19 protein-coding genes are annotated in these 20,309 nt (G+C 63.0%); all 19 read right to left on the reverse strand.

Going from position 1 to position 20,309, the window contains the following annotated elements; genetic code table 11:
- Nucleotides 1–42 precede the first annotated feature (42 nt).
- The 19 genes from HMP06_RS17610 to gmd all read right to left on the reverse strand — a co-directional run bounded on the left by HMP06_RS17610 (nt 43) and on the right by gmd (nt 20,299).
- The gene (locus tag HMP06_RS17610; protein WP_176498262.1) at nt 43–870 is read right to left on the reverse strand and encodes a glycosyltransferase family 2 protein; all 828 of its coding nucleotides are present in this window, start codon (nt 868–870) and stop codon (nt 43–45) included.
- Nucleotides 867–1,778 (reverse strand): NAD-dependent epimerase/dehydratase family protein, encoded by a 912-nt coding sequence (locus tag HMP06_RS17615; RefSeq protein WP_176498263.1) that lies wholly within the window; start codon nt 1,776–1,778, stop codon nt 867–869. The genes HMP06_RS17610 and HMP06_RS17615 overlap by 4 nt, the downstream gene beginning before the upstream one ends.
- On the reverse strand, nt 1,775–2,935 hold the full coding sequence (locus HMP06_RS17620; RefSeq protein ID WP_176498264.1) for a glycosyltransferase: 1,161 nt from the start codon (nt 2,933–2,935) through the stop codon (nt 1,775–1,777). Before HMP06_RS17620 ends, HMP06_RS17615 begins: the two co-directional genes overlap by 4 nt.
- Nucleotides 2,932–4,032, reverse strand: a complete 1,101-nt coding sequence (gene rfbG / locus HMP06_RS17625) for a CDP-glucose 4,6-dehydratase (protein WP_176498265.1) — start codon at nt 4,030–4,032, stop codon at nt 2,932–2,934. The genes HMP06_RS17620 and rfbG overlap by 4 nt, the downstream gene beginning before the upstream one ends.
- 2 nt (nt 4,033–4,034) lie before the next feature.
- A complete protein-coding gene (locus tag HMP06_RS17630) occupies nt 4,035–4,826 on the reverse strand; it encodes a glucose-1-phosphate cytidylyltransferase (protein WP_176498266.1) in 792 nt (263 codons plus the stop codon).
- 114 nt (nt 4,827–4,940) lie between these two features.
- Nucleotides 4,941–6,110, reverse strand: a complete 1,170-nt coding sequence (locus HMP06_RS17635; RefSeq protein ID WP_176498267.1) for a glycosyltransferase family 4 protein — start codon at nt 6,108–6,110, stop codon at nt 4,941–4,943.
- Nucleotides 6,107–7,213: a glycosyltransferase family 4 protein gene (locus tag HMP06_RS17640; protein ID WP_176498268.1), complete on the reverse strand. Its 1,107-nt coding sequence runs from the start codon at nt 7,211–7,213 to the stop codon at nt 6,107–6,109. The genes HMP06_RS17635 and HMP06_RS17640 overlap by 4 nt, the downstream gene beginning before the upstream one ends.
- A complete protein-coding gene (locus tag HMP06_RS17645; RefSeq protein WP_176498269.1) occupies nt 7,203–8,348 on the reverse strand; it encodes a glycosyltransferase family 4 protein in 1,146 nt (381 codons plus the stop codon). Before HMP06_RS17645 ends, HMP06_RS17640 begins: the two co-directional genes overlap by 11 nt.
- Nucleotides 8,349–8,433: 85 nt before the next feature.
- Nucleotides 8,434–9,486, reverse strand: coding sequence for a glycosyltransferase (locus tag HMP06_RS17650; RefSeq protein WP_176498270.1), 1,053 nt, complete (start codon nt 9,484–9,486; stop codon nt 8,434–8,436).
- Nucleotides 9,487–9,505: 19 nt separating this feature from the next.
- Complete coding sequence (locus tag HMP06_RS17655; RefSeq protein ID WP_176498271.1) at nt 9,506–10,804, reverse strand: hypothetical protein; 1,299 nt, start codon at nt 10,802–10,804, stop codon at nt 9,506–9,508.
- Nucleotides 10,805–10,862: 58 nt separating this feature from the next.
- Nucleotides 10,863–11,846, reverse strand: a complete 984-nt coding sequence (locus HMP06_RS17660) for a GDP-mannose 4,6-dehydratase (protein WP_176498272.1) — start codon at nt 11,844–11,846, stop codon at nt 10,863–10,865.
- Entirely contained in the window at nt 11,843–12,919 is a 1,077-nt protein-coding gene (locus HMP06_RS17665) for a glycosyltransferase family 4 protein (RefSeq protein WP_176498273.1), read from the reverse strand. Before HMP06_RS17665 ends, HMP06_RS17660 begins: the two co-directional genes overlap by 4 nt.
- Nucleotides 12,916–14,046, reverse strand: coding sequence for a glycosyltransferase family 4 protein (locus HMP06_RS17670; protein ID WP_176498274.1), 1,131 nt, complete (start codon nt 14,044–14,046; stop codon nt 12,916–12,918). The genes HMP06_RS17665 and HMP06_RS17670 overlap by 4 nt, the downstream gene beginning before the upstream one ends.
- Complete coding sequence (locus HMP06_RS17675; RefSeq protein WP_176498275.1) at nt 14,043–15,512, reverse strand: oligosaccharide flippase family protein; 1,470 nt, start codon at nt 15,510–15,512, stop codon at nt 14,043–14,045. The genes HMP06_RS17670 and HMP06_RS17675 overlap by 4 nt, the downstream gene beginning before the upstream one ends.
- A gap of 31 nt (nt 15,513–15,543) precedes the next feature.
- On the reverse strand, nt 15,544–16,326 hold the full coding sequence (locus tag HMP06_RS17680) for a hypothetical protein (protein WP_176498276.1): 783 nt from the start codon (nt 16,324–16,326) through the stop codon (nt 15,544–15,546).
- Nucleotides 16,327–16,340: 14 nt separating this feature from the next.
- Complete coding sequence (locus HMP06_RS17685; protein WP_176498277.1) at nt 16,341–17,297, reverse strand: UDP-glucuronic acid decarboxylase family protein; 957 nt, start codon at nt 17,295–17,297, stop codon at nt 16,341–16,343.
- 25 nt (nt 17,298–17,322) lie between these two features.
- Entirely contained in the window at nt 17,323–18,288 is a 966-nt protein-coding gene (locus HMP06_RS17690; protein ID WP_176498278.1) for a GDP-L-fucose synthase family protein, read from the reverse strand.
- A 4-nt stretch (nt 18,289–18,292) separates the two neighbouring features.
- Nucleotides 18,293–19,180, reverse strand: coding sequence for an FkbM family methyltransferase (locus tag HMP06_RS17695; RefSeq protein WP_176498279.1), 888 nt, complete (start codon nt 19,178–19,180; stop codon nt 18,293–18,295).
- Between the two features lie 18 nt (nt 19,181–19,198).
- Nucleotides 19,199–20,299, reverse strand: a complete 1,101-nt coding sequence (gene gmd, locus HMP06_RS17700; protein WP_176498280.1) for a GDP-mannose 4,6-dehydratase — start codon at nt 20,297–20,299, stop codon at nt 19,199–19,201.
- Nucleotides 20,300–20,309: the final 10 nt, after the last annotated feature.

Below are 20,309 nucleotides of genomic sequence, written 5' to 3' on the forward strand. Positions count from 1 at the left end.
GGATCGCAATGTCGTGCCCCCGCGCCGGACGACCGGCGCGGGCTATTGTGCAGCGCGCTCGTCGATCTTGAGCTTGATGTCGTGGAAGTAGGCGAACTTCATCAGCGCATAGTGCAGCCCGGCTGCGCCATCCATAAACCCGCGTTTGGCGATATAGGTGCCGAGGAAATAGGCGGGTGCGAACCACCATTTGTCGAGCGCGCGGTACTTCGTCTTCTGCCGCTTGGTCAGCCTTGCCCAGGCGCCGCCCGTGTCCGCCATCAGTTGCGCGCGGCGATGCACCTCCCAGGTCGAGTAGCTATTGTGGCGCGCGATGAAATGCTCGATCCCGCGAAAATCGAGATGATCGATTCGTGCGATGATTTCGCCTACGGGTCCGTCGAGCTGCGGATGCTCGTGCACCTCCATGTCGAGCTTGCTCCAGCCCGGATCCTCGATCCGCTCATACAGGCCGGCGTCGACGCGGAACAGCGCGAGCTTGCGCTGCGGCAGGCCGTGTTTCAGCACCTTGCCCATGAAATGCGTGGTGTAATTGAGCCAGAACCCGACGTTCTCGGTATCTGGTAGCGCGCTTGTGAGTTCGTGCAGGAATTCGGCCGACACCTGTTCGTCACCGTCGAGGAACAGCACCCATGGCGTATCGAACACCTCGTTCAGCAAAACCCAGTTGCGCTTCTTGGGGTAGCCGCCAGGCCAGTCGAAATCGATCACGCGGGCGCCGTGTTGGCGCGCAATATCCTGCGTCCCGTCTGTGCTACCCGAATCCACGACCCAGATGTGCGCGAAATCGCCGAGCCGCGACAGGCATTGCGGCAGGTTCTTTGCTTCGTTCCTGGTGGGGACGACGACGGTAACGGGCAGGGCGCTCATGCGGATGCTCCGGCGAAGATCGGGGACGCGGCTGGCCCGAAGGACGGCAGCAGCGGCGCGGTCGCGAGGAACCGCTGCGGCGGAGACCAATCGAGCGATTCCAGCAGTTTGTCGACATCTGCCTCCAGACGTTCTTCGTCCACCAAAGAACGCGGCATCGCACCGAAATGCAATCGCGCCGGAGCAATTCCGGCTTCCTGCGCGATCCGTTCCACCGCCATGCGCACGCTCACGGCCTGGCCCGTACCGACATTGTACAGCGGTTTGAGCGGCGTAGGCAGCGACATCAACCGCACGATCGTTTCGCATACATCATCGACATGGACGAAGTCGCGCAACTGACGGCCGTCGCTGAGTGCGATCGGACGGTCGTGATGCCGCGCGTCGAGAATTTGCGGGAACAAGCGCTTGGGGTTTTCCCCCGGTCCATACGCGCCAAAGATGCGCAGGACTGTCGCGTCGACATTCCTAGCGGCACGCGCCTTCACGACGGCCATGCTCGCGGCCAGCTTTGCGCGACCATAGACACTGACCGGGTGGCAGGGCGCCGTCTCGGCATGGCGCCCGCTGTAACCGTATTCGGCCATGCTGCCGGCCTGGATAAAGCGAGTCGCGGGGCGCACGGCGGCGCAGAGTGACGCGGCAACGTTGATTTCGCGCCGCGCCGCGTCGGCAGCGGCGTCTGGCGTCTGTGCCCGGACATAGGCCATCGCGGGCGAGGCAAGATTGACGACAATATTGGGCTGGAGGGCCTGAACGAAGCGTGCGACCGCCGTTTCGTCCTCCAGATCGAGCATCGCGCGCGAAGGCGCTTCTACCCGAAATCCTGCGGTGCGCAGGTGCGGGATCAGTCGTCCGCCGATAAAGCCGGTCCCGCCGGTCAGGAGCACGACCGGGGCGTCGGTCACGGGCGTGGTGTCCCTTGCGCGTAAAGCGTCTCGAGCTGCCCGGCGATGACCGGCCAGCCATAGTGCCGTTCCACCACGGCGCGCGCATTATGGCCAGCGGCGGCCAGTGCGTCCGCCGACAGCAACAGCAGCCGTTCGAGGCCCGCCTTCACCCCGGCGATCGTGTCGGGGACGACGGCTCCAGCCTGCCATTCCTCGACTTCAGGCAAATGGCATTTGTCGGTGATGAGGACTGGTAATCCGGCCGCCATCGCCTCCAGAATGGCGACCGAAAAGCCTTCCTGATGCGAGGGCAGAACGAACAACTGCGCCGCTCCCAACGCGCCCATCGCGACGGGCCCGACCAAGTCCGTCGTCAGCGTGATACGATCCGAAAACGACGATCCCGCGATCCTGCTGCGCAGCGTCTGCAGCAGCGCATCGTCCTGCGGAATCCCGGCGATCAGCAGCCCGACGTCATCGAAGCGCGAGTCCAGGGCGAGGCGCGCCTCGACGAGCTGATCCACGCCCTTCTTGGGATGCAGGCGGCTGAGATAGACGATCGTGCGCGGCCAGACCGAAAGGCCAGGCACCGTGCGGCGCACCGCTTCGCGCCCAGCCGTGATGGCCGCGCAGGTCGCCGCGATGTCGATCCCGTTCGCTATGATCGCACGTGGTGTCTTTGGGTAAAGATCGCTGGCCTCCGCCGCTTCCTCCCCCGTCGCAAACACGATGGCGGCGGCCTGGGATAACAGGCGTCCCGTCCACAGCCGCAAGGCGACCAGCTTCTTGAGACGGGATTGCGCCATCGACCAGTGATCGAGCATGCCGTGTGCCGAGACGATCACGGGCTTTCCCGCGGCGCGGAAAACTGCGGCGAGATCGGCGGCGCCTGCTTCCCAGACCGCGTGGACATGGAGCGCGTCAAACTCGGCAATGCGTTGCCGCGCCGCGCGCTGCATCGCGCGGCTACGGCCGAACTGGGCGGGGCGGTCGACCGGGAAGCGGCAAATCTCCACGCCCGGCGTGTCGACCGCCCCCGCCGCCAAGGTAAAGATCGTGACCGCGTGGCCGCGCGCCACCAGCGCTTGCGCGCTCCCCAGGACAACGCGCGGTGGGCCGCCTGCCAATGGGCGCAGGTCGGGCGTGAACAGCGCGATACGCAGCGGGCGAATCATGCCGTCGCCCAGGCGATGTCCTGTGCTGTTCCGGCGCTCTCATACGCCGCAATGGTATCGCGTGTCAGCTTGGTAAGATCGACGTCGCCATCGGCCCACTTGCGATACCAGGATACGGTCTGCGCGATCGACTGGTCGAAATCCCACGCCGGGCGCCATTTCAGCACATGGTGCGCCTTGTCGCAATTGAGCGCGAGCGCGAAGGCTTCGTGCGGCGCGTCGTGCGCGTCGGCCAAGTCCCAGGTGCCGCTGCCCCACGCGGATAGCGCGCGCGCGACGACGTTTTCGACCGGCTGCACGCTTGCCACCGTCGGTCCGAAGTTCCAGCCGCTTGCGAACGCGCTCGCATCCTCTGCGGTTGCCAGACGCGCGCCGAGCCAGAGATAGCCGCTCAGCGGTTCCAGCACATGTTGCCACGGCCGGGTTGCCAGCGGATTGCGGATTTCCACCGGATGCCCCGCGACGAGTGCGGCGATGCAATCGGTCATCAGCCGGTCGGCGGCCCAGTCGCCCCCGCCGATCACGTTTCCGGCGCGTCCGCTCGCCAAGCGGACGTGCGATTCCGGCCCGGAGAAGAAGCTGCTGCGCCAGCTATCGACCACCAGTTCGGCGGCGCCTTTGCTCATGCTGTAGGGATCGTGCCCGCCCATCGGATCGATCTCGCGATAGCCCCAGATCGACCCGGTATTGGCGTAGCATTTGTCCGAGGTGACGACGATCACCGTGGTCGCACGGCCGGTCGCGCGCACCGCCTCCAGCACGTTGGCGGTCCCGACGACGTTCGTCGCGAGCGTTTCGACCGGGCGTTCGTACGACAGCCGCACCAAGGGTTGTGCGGCGAGATGGAAGACGATCTCGGCCTCGCTCTCCGCGACCACGCGGTTGAGGTGGGCCACGTCGAGAATGTCGCCGATATGGTGATCGACCACATCCTCGACACGCGCGATCTCAAACAGCGACGGCACGGTCGGGATATCGATCGAATAGCCGGTGACCTCCGCGCCCAGCCGGTCCAGCCAGAGCGACAGCCAGCTTCCCTTGAATCCGGTATGGCCGGTGATCAGGACCTTGCGTCCGCGATAATAGCCCTGAAACACGCTCAGCCGACCGCCCAGGGCGCCTTGCCGGCGGACCACAGATCGTTGAGGTAGGTCCAATCGCGTGCGGTATCCATGCACTGCCAGAAGCCGTCATGGCGATAGAGCATCAGCTCGCCGGCCGCCGTCGCCTCGATCAGCGGTTCGCGCTCCAGCATCACGTCATCATCCTTGTCGGCGATGAAGCGGTCGAGAAATTCGGGGTTCATCACCATAAAGCCGCCATTGATGAAGCGATCGGTGACATTCGGCTTCTCGGCCCAATCGACGACCTGATTGCCTTCCAGCTGCAGCTCACCGAAGCGCCCCGGGGGGATGACGCCGGTCATCGTGACCAGCTTGCCATGCGCCCGATGGAAGGCCGCCAGCGCGGTCAGATCGACATCCGACACGCCGTCGCCATAAGTCAGCATGAACGGCTCGCCCGGCGTGAGGTGCCGCGCGATGCGGCGCAAGCGGCCTGCGGTCGCGGTTTCCGCCCCCGTTTCGGCAATGGTGACGGTCCAATCGTCACCGTCCAGTTGATGCGGGTGATAGTGCGTGACCGGTTGTTCGCCGAGCCGCACCGTTACGTCGCACCGTTGCGCGTGATAATTGAGGAAGTAGCTCTTGATCGACCAGCTAAGATGGCCGGCGCACAGCACGAATTCCTTGAAACCATGCCGGGCATAGCTGCGCATGATGTGGAGCAGGATCGGATCCCCGCCGACCAGCGCCATCGGTTTCGGAACGGCGTTGCCGGTGACCTCGCCCAGACGCGTTCCCTTGCCACCGCACAGAATGACGACTTTCAACAGGCTTCCCCCAAAGGCGGTACGGCCCCCGCGCGATAGCCTGGGCGATTAACGTCTGCGCGGTCGAGTTACAACTCTATCGTGACATTTCCCGTTGCGATTCTGCGGCGTGATTCAACGCCGTGCCATGCCGGCAAGCACGATCCGGTCGATCGGCGTCGGACGTCGCAAATGCGCCATACCGAAGTGTACCGCCTCCGCCATCCCGGTGCCAAAACGTTCCGGGCCCCAAGCGTTTACGCGCGCGCAGCCCGCGACCGCCAGCGCCGTGGCGCGCGCTCGATCGGTCAAGCGATCGAGCGCGCGCGTGATCGCAGCGGTGTCGAGCGGATCGAACAGCAGGCCGGTCACGCCGTCCTCGACCAGCACCTCGGCGCATCCGCAACGCTTGGATATCGCGACCGGCAGACCGCTCGCCATCGCCTCGTTGACAACCAACCCCCATTGCTCGGTGGTTGAGGCGTGCACGAAGGCGCCGGCGGTGCCGTAAAACTGTGGCAGTTCGTCGATCTGGCGGAAGCCTGGCATCAACACATGCGCGGTGAGACCCAGTGCCGTGCGCTGCGCCTCCAACGCCCCGCGAAGCTCGCCATCGCCCAGCAGCACCAGCGGCCAATCCGCCGGATCGTCGCTGCGTCCGCGCCGGAAGGCGGCATAAGCATCGAGCAGCCGCGCGAGGTTCTTTTTTTCGATGAAGCGGTTGGAGGTGAGAAAGTAGCGGCCGCGGATGGCCTCGGGCAAGCCACCGGGCATGGTCGTGGCGGCGGCGGCCTGCGCGAAATAGGCATTGTCGACCGCGTTATAGCCGCGGAAGATCGCCGCTTTGTCGAGCCCCAGATCGACGAGATAGCGCGCTTGCGAATCGCTCGTCACCAATCCCGCGCTATAATGCGCGACGATTCGACGCTTGACCCATTCCGCGACCGGTTTACGCGCGAAATCCCACGCGTTCGTCTCCGACATCAGGATCGCCGGAATGGACCTTTCCCGTGCCCAGATCAGGCTTGCAAAGGCCGCGCGCGACGACCAGCCGGGCAGCGCGATTGCATCGACCTCGAGCGGCGCAAGCTTGGCGTCCAGTTCCGCGATGACGTCGCGCAACCCGCCCGATCCGGCAAGCGGCAGATAGTGTAGCGGGGCAGGCACGGCGGGCTTGTCCCAGGCATATTCGGTCCCGCCCGGCGTCGCCTCGACCGCCACGATATCGAGCCGCGCGCTCGCGCCGAGCATACGCGCGATATGGTACGGCCCGAAATTGTCGAACAGGATTGCGACGCGGGTCATCGCGGCAGCGTCGTTTCGGGGGCTGTGGTCCCCTCAACCCGACGATAGACCGCCTCCACGCCGCGCGCCATCGTCGCGATGTCAAAGCGCGCGGCAATGGTCGCACGGTCCTGCGCCAGGGCCTCGGTTGGCGCGGTGCGGCTGGTCGCCAAGTCTCGAATGATCGCGGCCGCTGCCGTCATGTCGCCCGGCGTCACTCGGTACGCACTGCGCAAGGTCGCCGCCACCTCGCTGCCGCCCGAATCGTTGGCGTAGCTGATCGACGGTACGCCGCGCTGCACCGCCTCAAGAAACACCAGGCCGAACGGCTCGCGATGCGAGAAGATGGCGACGATATCGAGTGTATCCCACGCCGCAGCAATATCCACGACATAGCCGTGGAACACGATGCGGTGATCGATGCCGCGCGCAGCGGCGCGGGTGCGCGCTTCGGCCAGATCGACCCCGTCGCCATAAACCGCAAAAACGAGCCGCTCGTCCGCCGCGAGCAATTCGACCAGATCGAGAAAGTCGAAAATACCCTTCTCCGCGACGACGCGGCCCGCGAAGCCGACCGTGAAACGCGCTGCAGAGCGCAGATTGGTCGGTGGCGCTTCCGGGCCAATCACCACGCCGTTGTGAACCACGTCGAGCGTCTCGGCACGGACCGTGCCGGTCGCGATCAGGGCGCGGCCGATCGAATGCGAAATCGCGATGTGTCGCTTGGCAAACCAGCCCTGCAGCCGACGCGACAAGCGCTTTTTCCACGTGAGTTCATCGTCGCAATAGACATGGGCATGCGCGATCCAGCGCTGCGAGCCGCTGAGCGCGATCAGGCTCGCCGCCCAGATCGGCTCGCAATGGGTGTGGACGATCGCGCCGCGCGCGCCGAACAGAGTGATCAACAGACGGAGTGGTGCGATCGGCCCGGCGATGCTCCGCGTGACGGCGCCCAACCCATAGTCTCTGGCTATCGCACGAACGCGCTCACCGCGCCCCAGGCACAGCATCGTAACCCGTCTGCCCTGCGCAACCTGCTCCCGCGCGAGCATCGGGACGAGCGCCTGAATCCCGCCCCACGGCTCCGACGGCACGATGTGCAGGATCGGGCGATCAGAAGACATCGGACACCGCAGCGATGAAACGCGTCTCCCATGCTGCCATCGAATAGACCTCAGCGTCGCGCGTCGAACCGGCCGAGAGCGCAGCGCGCAACACCCGGTCCTCGACGATCCGCACGACCGCGTCCGCGATTGCCTGGGGATCGCGCGGCGGCAGCACGATCCCACTTTCCCCGTCGGTGAAATCGACCCCGCCCTCGCGCGTTGCGACGATCGGCAGGCCGCTCGCCATTGCCTCCAGCACGGTGCCGGCCGCGCCTTCCGCCAGCGAGGGGAAGAGGAAGAGATCGGCGCGCGCGAACTCGCGCATCAGATCGGTCTTGCCGAGATGGCCGAGGAGTTCGATGTTCGGCGCGGCCAGCTTCGCACGCATCACTGGGCTGCCGCTGCCGGCAAAGACGAAGCGGATGTGCGGATGGCTCGCGCGCAACATGTCCGCGGCGGCGCGGATATAGTGCACCCCCTTGCGCAAGTGAAGCGATCCGCAAAACAGCACGCGCCCCGGCTCCGGCGTGCCGACGCTCGCATGCAAACTGGCACCATATGGCACCAGTCGGCATTTGCGGGCGAACTGTGCGCCATAACTCGTGACGTCATCGATCACCGCCTGCGACGGGCAGAACAGTACGTCGGATTGTTCGAACATCGCCAGCGAATGCGTTTCGTAGCGGCGGGCCAAATCGGGTGCGGTCGCAGCTTCGCCCCAATCGGGAAACGCAGCGACCTCGCGGTCGACCGCGCGATAGGCACCGGGCACGATGAACACGTCGGAAATGATCGGCTTGCGCGGCGCGCGCGCGCGAAGCTCTGCGCCTTCGGCAAAATATTGCAGATAGAAGCCGTCGCTTTCCGCGACATCGCGCGCGCTGGGTTGGCGGAGCGTGCGCCGTCCGGAGCCGGGCAGGGCGACATTCACGCCGGACCGGATCAGCCGCGCCGGCAGCGCATCGGTCGCGCGGCGGTTCAGCTTGGCCTTGACGCCTGCCGGAAGCGGTATGTGCGAAAGTCCGCGGAAAGGATGGCCCATGCCGAGCGCGAAATCGGTGTAGAGCCGCTGCAACATGTCGTGCTGGTTCAGGAATCGCGCGAGCGCATAATTATGCCGGGCACCGGGCTGAACGAGCATGACGCGTGGCACGGAGCTAGGTTTCCTTCGTCGAATGCCTGAAACGACAGAATGGAGACATCGCGCGCCCGTCGGGCGTACCTGCCTTTTGGCGCTTCTATTGGGGAAAGAGGAAGGCGGCAACCGGACTTTTCTGCAGCGCATCAATACGGTCGTCCCATGTTTCGATCCGCGGGGTGCGGCCCTTTGCGTGGGTGTCCAGCGCGGCCGCGATCAGTCCAGGTACGGCCACGATATCGCCGGTGAGCACATCGCCGCGTTTTGCGACCTGATCGCAATAGGGCGTCGCGATGATCGGCTGGCCGATCGCGAGATGATCATAGAGCCGCATCGGCGAGCAGAAGTGATTGAACGGCGTGGCGGCATAGGGGATCACGGCGACGTCGAAGGCCGCCATCCACTGCGGCATCTCGGCATGCGGCTTCGCGCCCAGAAAATGAATCTTGGGGTCGGCGCGAAGGCGCGCGAGCGTGGGATCCCCCTCCAATGCCGCTTCGACCGGACCGACGAGCGCCAGCGATCCAACGCGCGGATCGGCGGCCACCGCCGCAAGAAATTCGAGATCGATCCGCGTGTTGAGCACGCCTGCCGCGCCGAAAACTGGCCCTGCAAGTGCTGCAAGCTCGGCAATCGCGTCAGGCCGGGGCTGCGGCTCCGCGAAGCGCGGTTCGGTGGCATTGGCCGAGACCTGCGTTTTCGCCGCATCTAGGCTATATTCAGCAACGGCGCGGGCCCGCAGCGCTTCGCTCACGAAGATCGACAGCGTCGCGATCCGGCACAGCGCCGCCTCGTCACGCGCCATCCGTGCCGCGTTCCACCCGGCATAGGAGCGGTAATCGTCGGAGCAGTAGTAGACCACCGTACTGCGGCGGGCGGCCCGGCGCGCGAGCGGCAGGTAATGGGGCGTCGTCACCACGACCGTCGCCACTCCGCCGCGCGACCGTTCGATCAGTTGAATCAACCATGGCATGGCAAGCCATGCCATCGGCCCGGCCCACCCCCGGATCAGGCGGATCGAAAGAGTATCGCTCTCGATCAAATCGCTAACACCGGACGATGGAGCGACCAGAAGAACCTCGCCCGCCGTTCGACGAAGCGCGTCGGCGAATTTGCGGCGCCAAATCGTATTGACGTCAAAAAAAGCGATCATCCCGCCAACGCGCCTATGGTCAGGAAACGCGACGTCGTGGCGTATGCGGTGTCACATTGCCGGCCGTCGCTATCTTCGGCCGCCGGGCGTAACGAAATATGACGTAAGTAGACCCAAAAAGAAGTGGTAACACACCCACAAAAATACTTGTTGACTCGGTGAATACTTTTAAACCCGATGCCAGCAATATCATATAGTAAAGCTGGGACAAGATATCTCCGGAGTTTGCCCGTTTCCAAAGGCGGCCCATAAAATACGAAATACCGAAAAAAACCAAACATCCGAAATAGTGAAATGCCTGAAAAGAATCGGAAAATCCTGTTCGGGTCGCTCCATTTGCAAAATATTTGTTATAGTATTCTTCGTCGTTATTATCTTCTTTAATTTTGAGACCGTCTTTTATGTCATGACCAAGAATAAAAGCGGGGACATAAAGTTGTATCAAGGTGTTATAGTATGGGGAAAAAAAAGTATATTCATCGGACCAAGATGTAATAGCAATATCTGAAATACCACTCGCCATTTCATCATAATTATTCTTGCTGCGCGACGTGTCATTAAGCTCGTCCGCCGACAGGGCGCCAACCAGTGTCGAATTCTCTCGCGCGATGTATCCGCGAATAGCGCCGGCCTCGTTAATCAGCACCGCGCCCAAAAACACCAGGGGGATCAAAAGAAATCGACTGATCGATTTCTTTTTTACAAGCCAGATGCCAAGAAATATGATAGAGACGACGGTGAAACTAAGCTCCCGTCGGGCAGCAAACAGGATCGTCGGCACTGTCACCGCTAATCCGATTAGCGCGAGGGCAAGAGCCCTCTTGTCGCGAGTGTAGAGATACAAAAGCCAGCCCAGACTGGCTCCATAAATCAGCAGCGCCGAAATCATGACATAAAATGCGACCGCGCCGGTGAACGCTTCGCCTACCTGCATAGTCGCTACTTCGCGAGACAGCAAAATCTGCGCGATACCGCCGACGATGACGAGTACAACCGCACCAACTAGCAGTTTGTTGAGATCATATTTGTTGCGAAGCTCGGCAAGATCATTGCGACCGGTAACGGTCGCCCGGATGCCCCCCGCCCAAAATCCGACAGCCGTCATCACCATGCACAGGATCATATATCCCCAGGTCAGCGACGGCTCGAAATCGTTCAGCTCACCCACGGATTCGATGCGCCACGCCTGGGGCAGCAGGAAGAACCACATCAGCATAGATCCGGCGACGGGATATTCGAATAACATCGCGGGACGAATGACGCCGACCAGCGCCAGAAGCGCAATGAGTCCTGTGAGGATGGTCAATTCGACGGACATGCAGCACCGATCTTCAGGAGCGTCATCGCTTAGCGAACAATCGCAACCGCGGCGAGCGCTAGTTTATACGCAACGCTGCCAGATCGGCATCGACCATCAGCCGGGCAAGCGCAGCCACGTCGGTTTGCGCACGCCATCCGATCGCTGTCGCGGCGCGGCTTGCATTGCCGACCAGCGCCGCCGCATCGGCGGGGCGCAGGAACCGCTCATCCACTTCGACATGGTCCTGCCAATCGAGCCCGACATGCGCAAAGGCATGCGCCAGGAAACCCCCGACCGAGGTGGAAACCCCGGTAGCAAGCACCAAATCCTGTGGCGTGTCGGCGTTCATCATCCGCCACATCGCTTCGACATATTCGGGTGCATACCCCCAGTCGCGCGTCGCCGATATCGCGCCGAGCTGGAGTTTCGGCCCGCCCTCGCGCGCGATCCGCGCGGCGGCCTTGGTGATCTTGCGCGTGACGAAGCTTTCGCCACGCCGCGGCGATTCGTGATTGTAGCAAATCGCGTTGACGCAAAAGAGCCCGAAGGCTTGGCGATAGACGCGCACCATGTCGACCGCGAAGGCCTTGGCGACTCCGTACGGTGTGATCGGGCGGAACGGCGTATCCTCATCCTGCGGGCTGTGCGCCGCATTGCCGAACAACTCGCTCGACCCGACATTCAGGAAGCGCGGCGGCGTCGGCAGATCGCGCACGATTTCCAGGATTTGCAACGTGCCCATCGCGGTGAACTGGCAGGTCGATTCGGGGATTTCGAAACTGAGGCCGACATGGCTTTGTCCGGCGAGGTGGTAGAGTTCGGTCGGCTGGATCGACAGCAACAGCCGGCGCAGCGTCGTCACGTCGTCTAGATCGCAATAATGCAGGAACAGCCGTTGGTTATAGACCGCGACATCGCCAGTCAGATGGTCGAGCCGCGGCCGCTGGATCAGGCTTGCGCGGCGCACGATGCCGTGGACCTCATAGCCCTTCTGCAGCAACAGTTCGGCCAGATACGAACCATCCTGGCCGGTAATGCCGGTAATGACGGCCTTGGTCATGCGCTTTTCTCCCCGGCCAGATCCAGCAGGAATGCCTCCCACCGGTCGCACAGCGCCTTGTATGAGAAATGTTCGAGATAGTGGCGCTGCAATCGCGCATGGTCGATTTCGCCGGCGTAGAGCGCGTTCGCCAACGATTGCAGCGCGGGCAGGAACTCAGCGAGATTGCCGCTGGTGATCCGGCAATCCAGATTGCCGTAATCCGGTATCCCGCCCACTCCATTGGCGACAAACGGCACGCCGCATGCCATCGCCTCGAGCAAGACCAGCGGTGCTCCCTCGGCACCATAGGTCGGCAGGACTTCAATGTCGTATTTCTGCAGCAGTTCAGCATAGTCCGCCCCGCCGGGGAAGCGCCCGCACAAGCGGATCCGCGCATGCAGTCCGCGCGCCGCGATCATCGCGCGCAGTTCCGGTTCCTGCGGCCCGCTGCCCCAGATATCGAGCATTGCGATGTCCTGCCCGGCCGTGTCCCATCGCTCGATTAGCCAGCCGACCCCCTTGTGCGGGGCGAGCCGCCCGAAATAGCACGCCTTCAGCGTGCCACGCGCGGGCGCAGGCTTTGACGGCAGCGTCAGATCTGCGACGAGTTCGAGCGGATCGGACAGCGCCGGGATCGTGACGCTCGGCCCGCTCCAGCCGAAGCTTTGCCGGAACAACGCCTCGACCGGCCGCCCCTGGCCGACGAGTGCATCATAGCCGTGATGCACCAACATCCGCGGGTCGATCCGGCCATTGCGCGCGCCGCTCATCACCTCGAAAAACACGCGCTTTTTGATACGGCGGTTGAGCAGCGGTCCGAGCATCGATTTCCAACCCGTGCCCACCACCACCGCGCAGTCGAACGCTTCAGGCGTTCCGGTCGGATAACCGCGCAGAATCTGGCCGATCGTTTCGACATTGACGATCCGCACCGTGTCTTCCTCTGGCAGATCGTACGGCTCGGTCCCGATCGGCCCAGGCGTCGCCACGGTCACGGCATGTCCGCGCGCGGCCAGCCCGCGTGCGAGCCACAGCGTGTGGTTCTTCACCCCGCCTTCGCTGTGCAGATACCCGACCAGCAAAAGCTTCATGATGCGCTTGCCGCTCCGTCGGCACGGCCTACGCCGGTAAAGAGGTCAAAATAGGTTTTAAGGATGTCGTCGGTGCGATAGGCGCGGCGATAATCGTCGGCAACCGCCGCAGGAGCCCACGCGCCTGCGCGCCATTCGGCGATTGTTTGGCGGATGACGCCAGCAGCGGCAGCCGAATTATCAAGTGGCAGCACGGCGCCAAACCGGCCACGCGCCAGGATCTGCGGGATCGCGCCGACGGCGGAGGCAAGAAACGGGCGGCCGCGGCTCAGGACTTCGAGTGCGACGAGGCATTGCCCCTCGCTGACCGACGGATTGAGGAAGATGTCGCACGAATCGATCGCGCCGGGAACGTCTTCGCGCGGCACCGCCCCGTGAAAGATCACCGGCAAGCCGCGCGCCGCGGCATCCGAGCGCAGCAGCGCATCATGCTCGCCTTCACCGAACAGGTGCAGTTCAATCTGCGAGTCCGACAGCGCCGCAATGATGTCGAGCAGATAGAACAGGTTCTTTTGCGGCACGAAACGCCCGAGGAAACCGAGCCGACAAACGCGGTCCGCAGCGGGCTCATGCGCCGGGGTCATTGGCGCCATCGGTGGCAGGTACGGCACTTCGACGATCCGCCCGGCAAAGCCCATCGCGCGCAAATCGGCGGTGAAATCGGGACTCTGTACGATCATCGTGTCGATGCATTCGGCAATGTAGCGGGGGAGGGTGGCACCCCACATTTCCGAAGGGCGATAGGCGGTTATGTACTGCATTTCGGCCCGCCGCGCCCGGTTTTGCCCGCCGATCGCGTGCATGCGCCGTAGTGTCGCGGGCGGCGGAAACTTGCCGAGCACGATCGTGTCCATGTCCTTCAGTGCCGCGCCATGCCGCCAGAATAACGCACGATCGGGCAAGCGCCACTGTGACCCGCGGCGCAGGCCGCTACGACATACGGATATCCCGCTGCGCGCGATCGTCCGCAATTGCGGCAGATCGGTCGCCCAGGCGAACAGCGCGAGATCGACCGGTTGCTTCGCCAAGCCGAGCGCAAGATCCTGAAAACACGCCTCGATCCCGCCGATCGCTTCGAAGCCGCCGACGTAGAGCGCGACGGCTGGTCTGGTAACAGCTGCGCTCACAGGCTGGCGTCCGGGCTGCGCTGGAAACGACCCGGGATCATTCCCAGCGCCATGTCCTTCAAATCATGCGGACGTGTCCACAGGCAGGCGATCAGCGACAGCAGCACCGAGATGGCTGCGGCCGCGGTCGAGAACATCGTCATCCCGCCCCAATGATGTGGCGCCACCAGAACGCCCAGTAGCAAGGGCGCGACGTTGATGGCGATCACACGCGAATCGTCGCGGCGGATACTGGCAAAAGCGCTGCGCCCTACCAACAGGAGAATGTTTCTGACGAGATAGGCGAACGCAACACCCGCCGCCCCGAACCACCATGCGCCGGCCAGCAGCATCGCGACATAGGGCGCGCTGACCACCAGCACGATCAGGAAATTCGTGCGGGCATTACCGCGGGCGTTGAGTTGGAAGAAGTAGATCGCCGAAATCGCTTCGATCCACAGCGCCAGCGTCAGGATCTGCAGACTCCACGTCGCGGTGTCCGCGAACGCCGGCGAAATCCAGTAGCGCAGCAGCGGGGCGGAGACCGCCGCGACCAGGACGTAACCCGGCGTGAGCAACAGTATGAAGCGGATCGTCTTGGACAGCAACGCTTGCTCGCGTTCGCCGGCCGCCCCGACCAGCTTCGGGAAGATGACGGACAGCAAGCTGAGCGGAATCGTCATAGATCGCGACGTGACGGACAAGGGAATACTGTACAGCGCGATCTGCGATGCGCCGCCGATGGTGCCCAGGATCAGACGATCGGCCGACGACACGATCGTTTCCATCAAAGTGCCGAGCGAAACCCAGCCGCCATAGCCGAGCATCATCCGCACGCGGAGCAGCGAGACGCGCGGCAAGCGGTGCTGAAACATCCGCCAGGAGGATACCGTCATCGCAGACAGCAGGATGACGACACGGGCGGTCAGCGTGGCATAGAGCAAGGCGGAAATCTCGTTCGATACGAACACTGCCGTCAGCACCGGCAACAAGATGGTGAGCACCGTGTCGATCGATGCAAAGATCGCCAGCGTCAGGAACGCGTGTCGTCCGTTCCACACGCCGCGCGCGTTCGAGGCCAACACGATACACAGGCCGATCCCGACCAGCGGCAACACCGCCCCGCGCATCTCGTGGCGGATTTCCGGGCTGAGGTGCATCAGTTCGGCGAGTCCGAGTGGCAGCAATCCAAAGATCAGGACGCTCGCGATCAGGCCGATCGGCATGCTCAGCGCCATTGCCGACCAATACGCTTCGGATTGCGCAGCGATGTCGTCTTTCAATTCGCCCGACACGAAATAGGTGAGCGCCGGGCCCATCCCGAAATTGAACGTCGCGACATAGGTCGAGAGCGACAGGATCACCGCGACGACGCCGTACCGTTCCGGCCCGATCGCGTGCAAATACACTGGGGTCAGCGCCGCGAACAGCACCAGTCCGAGCAGATTGCCGCCCAGATTCACCGCAAAATTACGTCCGGTCGACATCAGCGCCGGGCGGTATGATAATCGCGTCGCATCATGCGAAGGTGAAGGCGATGTCCGCCGCGTCCGGGTTGTTCGGAACGTCGAGCCCCGTCAGCGGATAGGATCGCACGACCGCTTCGTCCGTGGGCAACAGCTGATCGACGCGCCCGAAACTCATCTCGATCGCGGTCGGCAGCCCGTTGGGGGCCAGCGGTCCGTAATTGTTGATGTGCAGATGCTCGACATAGAACCACGGGGCTGCGTCGGCGATGAAGCGCGAGATGCGATCGACGTGTAAATCGACATCGTGGAATTCGATCACGAAACCGGACACCGCCTCTTGCCGTGCGATGATGTCCGGCAACACACGATATTCGCTGACCTCGATATCGATCTTCAGGAATGTGCTGGCACCGGCATCGGTCCCGATTGCGGTATGCAAGTCGGTACCCCAAGTCCCATAGGTCAGAAAGGCGCGGTGGTGGCGATTGCGTCGACCGTCGAAGAAGCGCTTGAATTCCAAATACCGTGCAAAATCTCGCGGCTTCGTTCGGCCAGCCGGGATCGCCTTGGCATAGGCATAGTAACGCTTCGCCCAGAATTTTGCGGTGACGGACGCGTCATAGCAATCGATTTCGCTACCGGTTCGCGCCTGGAAATCGGCTTCGAAGCGCCAGTCGTCGAACAGCCCGCCCGACACCAGCCGCTTGGTTCGCGCCAACGCCGCCGCGCCGATCACATAACCGCCATCCTCGTCCGGCCCGACGCGCACGAGGCCCGCCGCTGACCGGGGCTGCCAACTGGCGGGGAAGATCGTGGGTGGGGTGGGCGACATGGCGAAAGCCTCGTTCAACGCACGTTGCGGAAATAATCGATCGTGTGCTTCAGGCCTTCGCGCAGCGGCACGTTCGGCTCCCAATTGTTCAGGAACTGCTTGGCCTTGGCGATGTCGGGCTTGCGCTGGGTCGGGTCGTCCTGAGGCAGCGGCAGATAGACCAGCTCGGATTTCGAACCGGTCAGCGCCAGCACTTCCTGCGCCAGCTCGATCATCGTGAATTCGACCGGGTTGCCGATGTTGATCGGACCCGTCACGTCGGGGCCGGTGTCCATCAGGCGCAGGAAGCCTTCGACCAGATCATCGACGTAGCAGAAGCTACGCGTCTGCTTGCCTTCGCCGTAAATCGTGATCGGATCGCCCTTCAGCGCCTGGACGATGAAGTTCGAGACGACGCGCCCGTCCGCCGGGTGCATCCGCGGGCCGTAGGTGTTGAAGATGCGCGCGACCTTGATCTCGACCGCGTGCTGGCGGTGATAGTCGAAGAACAGCGTCTCGGCGCAGCGCTTGCCCTCGTCATAGCAGGAGCGGATGCCGATCGGGTTGACGTTGCCCCAATAGCTCTCGGGCTGCGGGTGGACCGAAGGGTCACCATAGACTTCGCTGGTCGAGGCTTGGAAGATCTTCGCCTTCACACGCTTGGCGAGGCCAAGCATATTGATCGCGCCGATGACGCTCGTCTTGGTCGTCTGCACCGGATCGTGCTGGTAATGCACCGGCGAGGCGGGGCAGGCGAGATTGTAGATCTCGTCAACCTCGACATAGAGCGGGAAGCATACGTCGTGGCGCATGAATTCCAGGCGCGAATGGTTGTGCAGATGTTCGATGTTGCGTTTTGCACCGGTGAACAAATTGTCGACGCACAGCACTTCATGGCCCTGTTCGAGCAAGCGGTCGATCAGGTGCGAGCCGACGAAACCGGCGCCGCCGGTGACGAGGATGCGCTTCCTGCTTTCGTAAAGACGTGCCACGTGAACTTCCCCTTATGGTCGCGGATCAGGCGGCGGCGCTGTGCGCCGCGCCTTGGATGTGATGTTCGAGAAACCAGCGATAGACCGCCGGAATGCCCTGGTTGAGCGGGATCGACGCGCGCCAGCCGAGGCCGTTCAGCTTGGTCGTATCGACCAATTTGCGCGGCGTACCGTCGGGTCGGGTCGCGTCGAAGACGAGATCGCCGGCAAAGCCGACAGCGTCCGCCACATGCCGTGCCAGATCGGCGATGCTGACTTCGTCGCCGGTACCGATATTGACGAAGTCTTCGTCCGAATAGGTCTGCGCGAGATAGACGAGCGCATCGGCAAGGTCGTCGACATGCAGGAATTCGCGCAGCGGCGTACCGCTGCCCCACACCGTCATCGCGGCCGCACCGGCCAGCTTCGCCTCATGCGCCTTGCGCATTAGTGCGGGCAGGACATGGCTCGATTCCAGATCGAAATTGTCGAACGGGCCGTAGAGATTGGTCGGCTGCGCCGAGATGAAGTCGCAGCCATATTGCCGGCGATACGCGGCGCACAGCTTCAGCCCGGCGATCTTGGCGATCGCATACCATTCGTTGGTCGGCTCGAGCGCACCGGTCAGCAGCGCGCTCTCGGCCATCGGTTGCGCCGCGAGCTTGGGGAAAATGCACGACGATCCGAGGAAAACGAGCTTGGCCACGCCAGCGCGGCGCGCGCCCTCGATCACGTTCGCCTCGATCATGAGGTTGTCGTAGAGGAATTCGCCGGGGAAATCGTTGTTCGCGGCGATCCCGCCGACCTTCGCTGCCGCTAGAAAAACCAGATCGATCTTGGCTCCGTCCATCCACGCGAAGGTTGCCGCCTGATCGCGCAGATCGATCCGCGTCTCGGGTGACACGATGGTGCAGCCTTCACCCGCCAGCCGCCGCACGATCGCACGGCCGACCATGCCGCGATGCCCCGCAACCCAGACGCGTTTACCGGTAAGATTGAATATCGCCGTCATGCACTCAAGCCAGCAGTTTCGCGACCGCGGGGGAATCGGCGAGACTGCGTAGCGTCACCGCGCGACGGTCCCCATCGGGCAGACGGATGCCAAGGAGTTTGATCAAATCCGCATCGACGATGTCCTTGCGCAAGCAAATCCAGTTCGACTGAGCGAAATTGTCCAGTTCGCGCTGGTACGCCATAAGCTCAAGCCCATTGGGCAGTAGCCGACAAAGGAAGAAGCGATCCTCCAAGAGATCGTAAAAATCGAACAGCCCGCGACGCGCGAGTAGCGTGAAAACGTTATATTCGAACTGAATGATATCGACGGCGCCGCGCGCAAGCATCCCCGAAAAGCCCGATAGCACCGCGAGATCATGCCCCTCGGTATCGATTTTGAGCAAATCAATACGATCTATGCCAATCTCTGCGCACTCATCATCGCCGGTAACTGCCGACACCGCCACCTTTGAGATCGCCAGGCTGCTGTCGAACTTGTGAACATCGTAGACCGAAGAAACCGCAGTTAGTGCCGATGCGTTGAAATCGAGCGTCCCAGGCTTATCCGAGAGCGCCCTGTTGCGCAGGTGGGCGCGCGGATCGACCACCGCCGCCGTCAACAGCGCGAAGGTGGACGGTATCGCCTCGTAGCAATAGACTGTCGCGGTAGGGGAGTGGTCGAGGACTTCGCGGACCCAGTCGCCGACGTTAGCGCCGACATCAAAGACCGTGACGAGGCCGCGCCTTCCAAGCTGGCGCAGCACCCAGCGTTCGCCATTCGTGGCGATGTTGACGTCCTCATTATTATACGCCCACATCACGCGACGCGCCATCGCGAAGAACGCGAACGCACCCCGCCTGCGGCGCTTGACGACAGAATCGAGCAAGCGATTGACCGCCTGTTTCATCATGCAGCGCCCGTTTCCATGTCAGCTCTTGACCGCGTACAGCGCCGAGGGGCGTTCTTCGTCAGGACGGCGTTGTTCCGCTTCGCGTGCGATCACCTTCAGGTCTTCGCGGACCATTTCGGCGCACAATTCGGCGAGCGTGGTGGTCGCTTCCCAGCCGAGCAAACGCTTGGCCTTGGCCGGATTGCCGATCAGCAGATCGACCTCGGTCGGGCGGAAATAGCGCGGATCGACCTTGACGAGCGTCTTGCCGGTGTTCGCGCAAACGCCGACTTCATCGACACCTTCACCGCTCCAGTCGATCTTCATGTCGACTTCGGCAAAGGCGAGTTCGACGAAGGAGCGCACCGTCTGCGTGATGCCCGTCGCCAGCACGAAATCGTCGCCCTGCGGCTGCTGCACGATCCGCCACATGCCCTCGACGTAATCGCGCGCATGGCCCCAATCGCGCTTGGCGTCGAGATTGCCGAGGTACAGCGTATCCTGCAGCCCGAGATGGATCGCCGCCACGGCACGCGTGATCTTGCGCGTGACGAACGTCTCGCCGCGGCGCGGGCTTTCATGGTTGAACAGGATACCGTTGGAGGCATGCATGCCATACGCCTCGCGGTAATTCACCGTGATCCAATAGGCGTACATCTTGGCCGCGCCATAAGGCGAGCGCGGGTAGAACGGCGTCGTTTCCGACTGCGGCACTTCCTGCACCAGGCCGTACAACTCGCTGGTCGAAGCCTGGTAGATCCGCGTCTTGTCGACCATGCCGAGCAGCCGGATCGCCTCCAGCAACCGCAGCGTGCCGATGCCATCGGCATTGGCGGTATATTCGGGCGTCTCGAAACTGACCGCGACATGGCTCATCGCCGCGAGATTGTAGATCTCGTCGGGCTGCGTTTCCTGCACCAGGCGGGTGAGATTCATCGAATCGGTCATGTCGCCATAATGCAGATGCAACCGCGCGCCGATTTCGTGCGGGTCCTGGTAAATATGGTCGATCCGACCCGTATTGAACGACGACGACCGCCGCTTAAGCCCATGGACTTCATAGCCCTTGGCAAGCAGCAGCTCGGCCAGATACGCCCCGTCCTGCCCGGTAATTCCGGTAATCAACGCGGTTTTGGTCATTAAGCTATCC

Origin of the sequence: Sphingomonas sp. HMP6 (assembly GCF_013374095.1) — a bacterium.
Classification (GTDB): Bacteria; Pseudomonadota; Alphaproteobacteria; order Sphingomonadales; family Sphingomonadaceae; genus Sphingomonas.

What these genes read in the sequence shown, in the direction of transcription:
- HMP06_RS17610 (WP_176498262.1), bottom strand. Translation starts at nt 870, where the DNA reads ATGAGCGCCCTGCCCGTTACCGTCGTCGTCCCCACCAGGAACGAAGCA.
- HMP06_RS17620 (WP_176498264.1), bottom strand. Translation starts at nt 2,935, where the DNA reads ATGATTCGCCCGCTGCGTATCGCGCTGTTCACGCCCGACCTGCGCCCA.
- HMP06_RS17635 (WP_176498267.1), bottom strand. Translation starts at nt 6,110, where the DNA reads ATGACCCGCGTCGCAATCCTGTTCGACAATTTCGGGCCGTACCATATC.
- HMP06_RS17640 (WP_176498268.1), bottom strand. Translation starts at nt 7,213, where the DNA reads ATGTCTTCTGATCGCCCGATCCTGCACATCGTGCCGTCGGAGCCGTGG.
- HMP06_RS17650 (WP_176498270.1), bottom strand. Translation starts at nt 9,486, where the DNA reads ATGATCGCTTTTTTTGACGTCAATACGATTTGGCGCCGCAAATTCGCC.
- HMP06_RS17655 (WP_176498271.1), bottom strand. Translation starts at nt 10,804, where the DNA reads ATGTCCGTCGAATTGACCATCCTCACAGGACTCATTGCGCTTCTGGCG.
- HMP06_RS17660 (WP_176498272.1), bottom strand. Translation starts at nt 11,846, where the DNA reads ATGACCAAGGCCGTCATTACCGGCATTACCGGCCAGGATGGTTCGTAT.
- HMP06_RS17665 (WP_176498273.1), bottom strand. Translation starts at nt 12,919, where the DNA reads ATGAAGCTTTTGCTGGTCGGGTATCTGCACAGCGAAGGCGGGGTGAAG.
- HMP06_RS17675 (WP_176498275.1), bottom strand. Translation starts at nt 15,512, where the DNA reads ATGTCGACCGGACGTAATTTTGCGGTGAATCTGGGCGGCAATCTGCTC.
- HMP06_RS17680 (WP_176498276.1), bottom strand. Translation starts at nt 16,326, where the DNA reads ATGTCGCCCACCCCACCCACGATCTTCCCCGCCAGTTGGCAGCCCCGG.
- HMP06_RS17690 (WP_176498278.1), bottom strand. Translation starts at nt 18,288, where the DNA reads ATGACGGCGATATTCAATCTTACCGGTAAACGCGTCTGGGTTGCGGGG.
- HMP06_RS17695 (WP_176498279.1), bottom strand. Translation starts at nt 19,180, where the DNA reads ATGATGAAACAGGCGGTCAATCGCTTGCTCGATTCTGTCGTCAAGCGC.
- gmd (WP_176498280.1), bottom strand. Translation starts at nt 20,299, where the DNA reads ATGACCAAAACCGCGTTGATTACCGGAATTACCGGGCAGGACGGGGCG.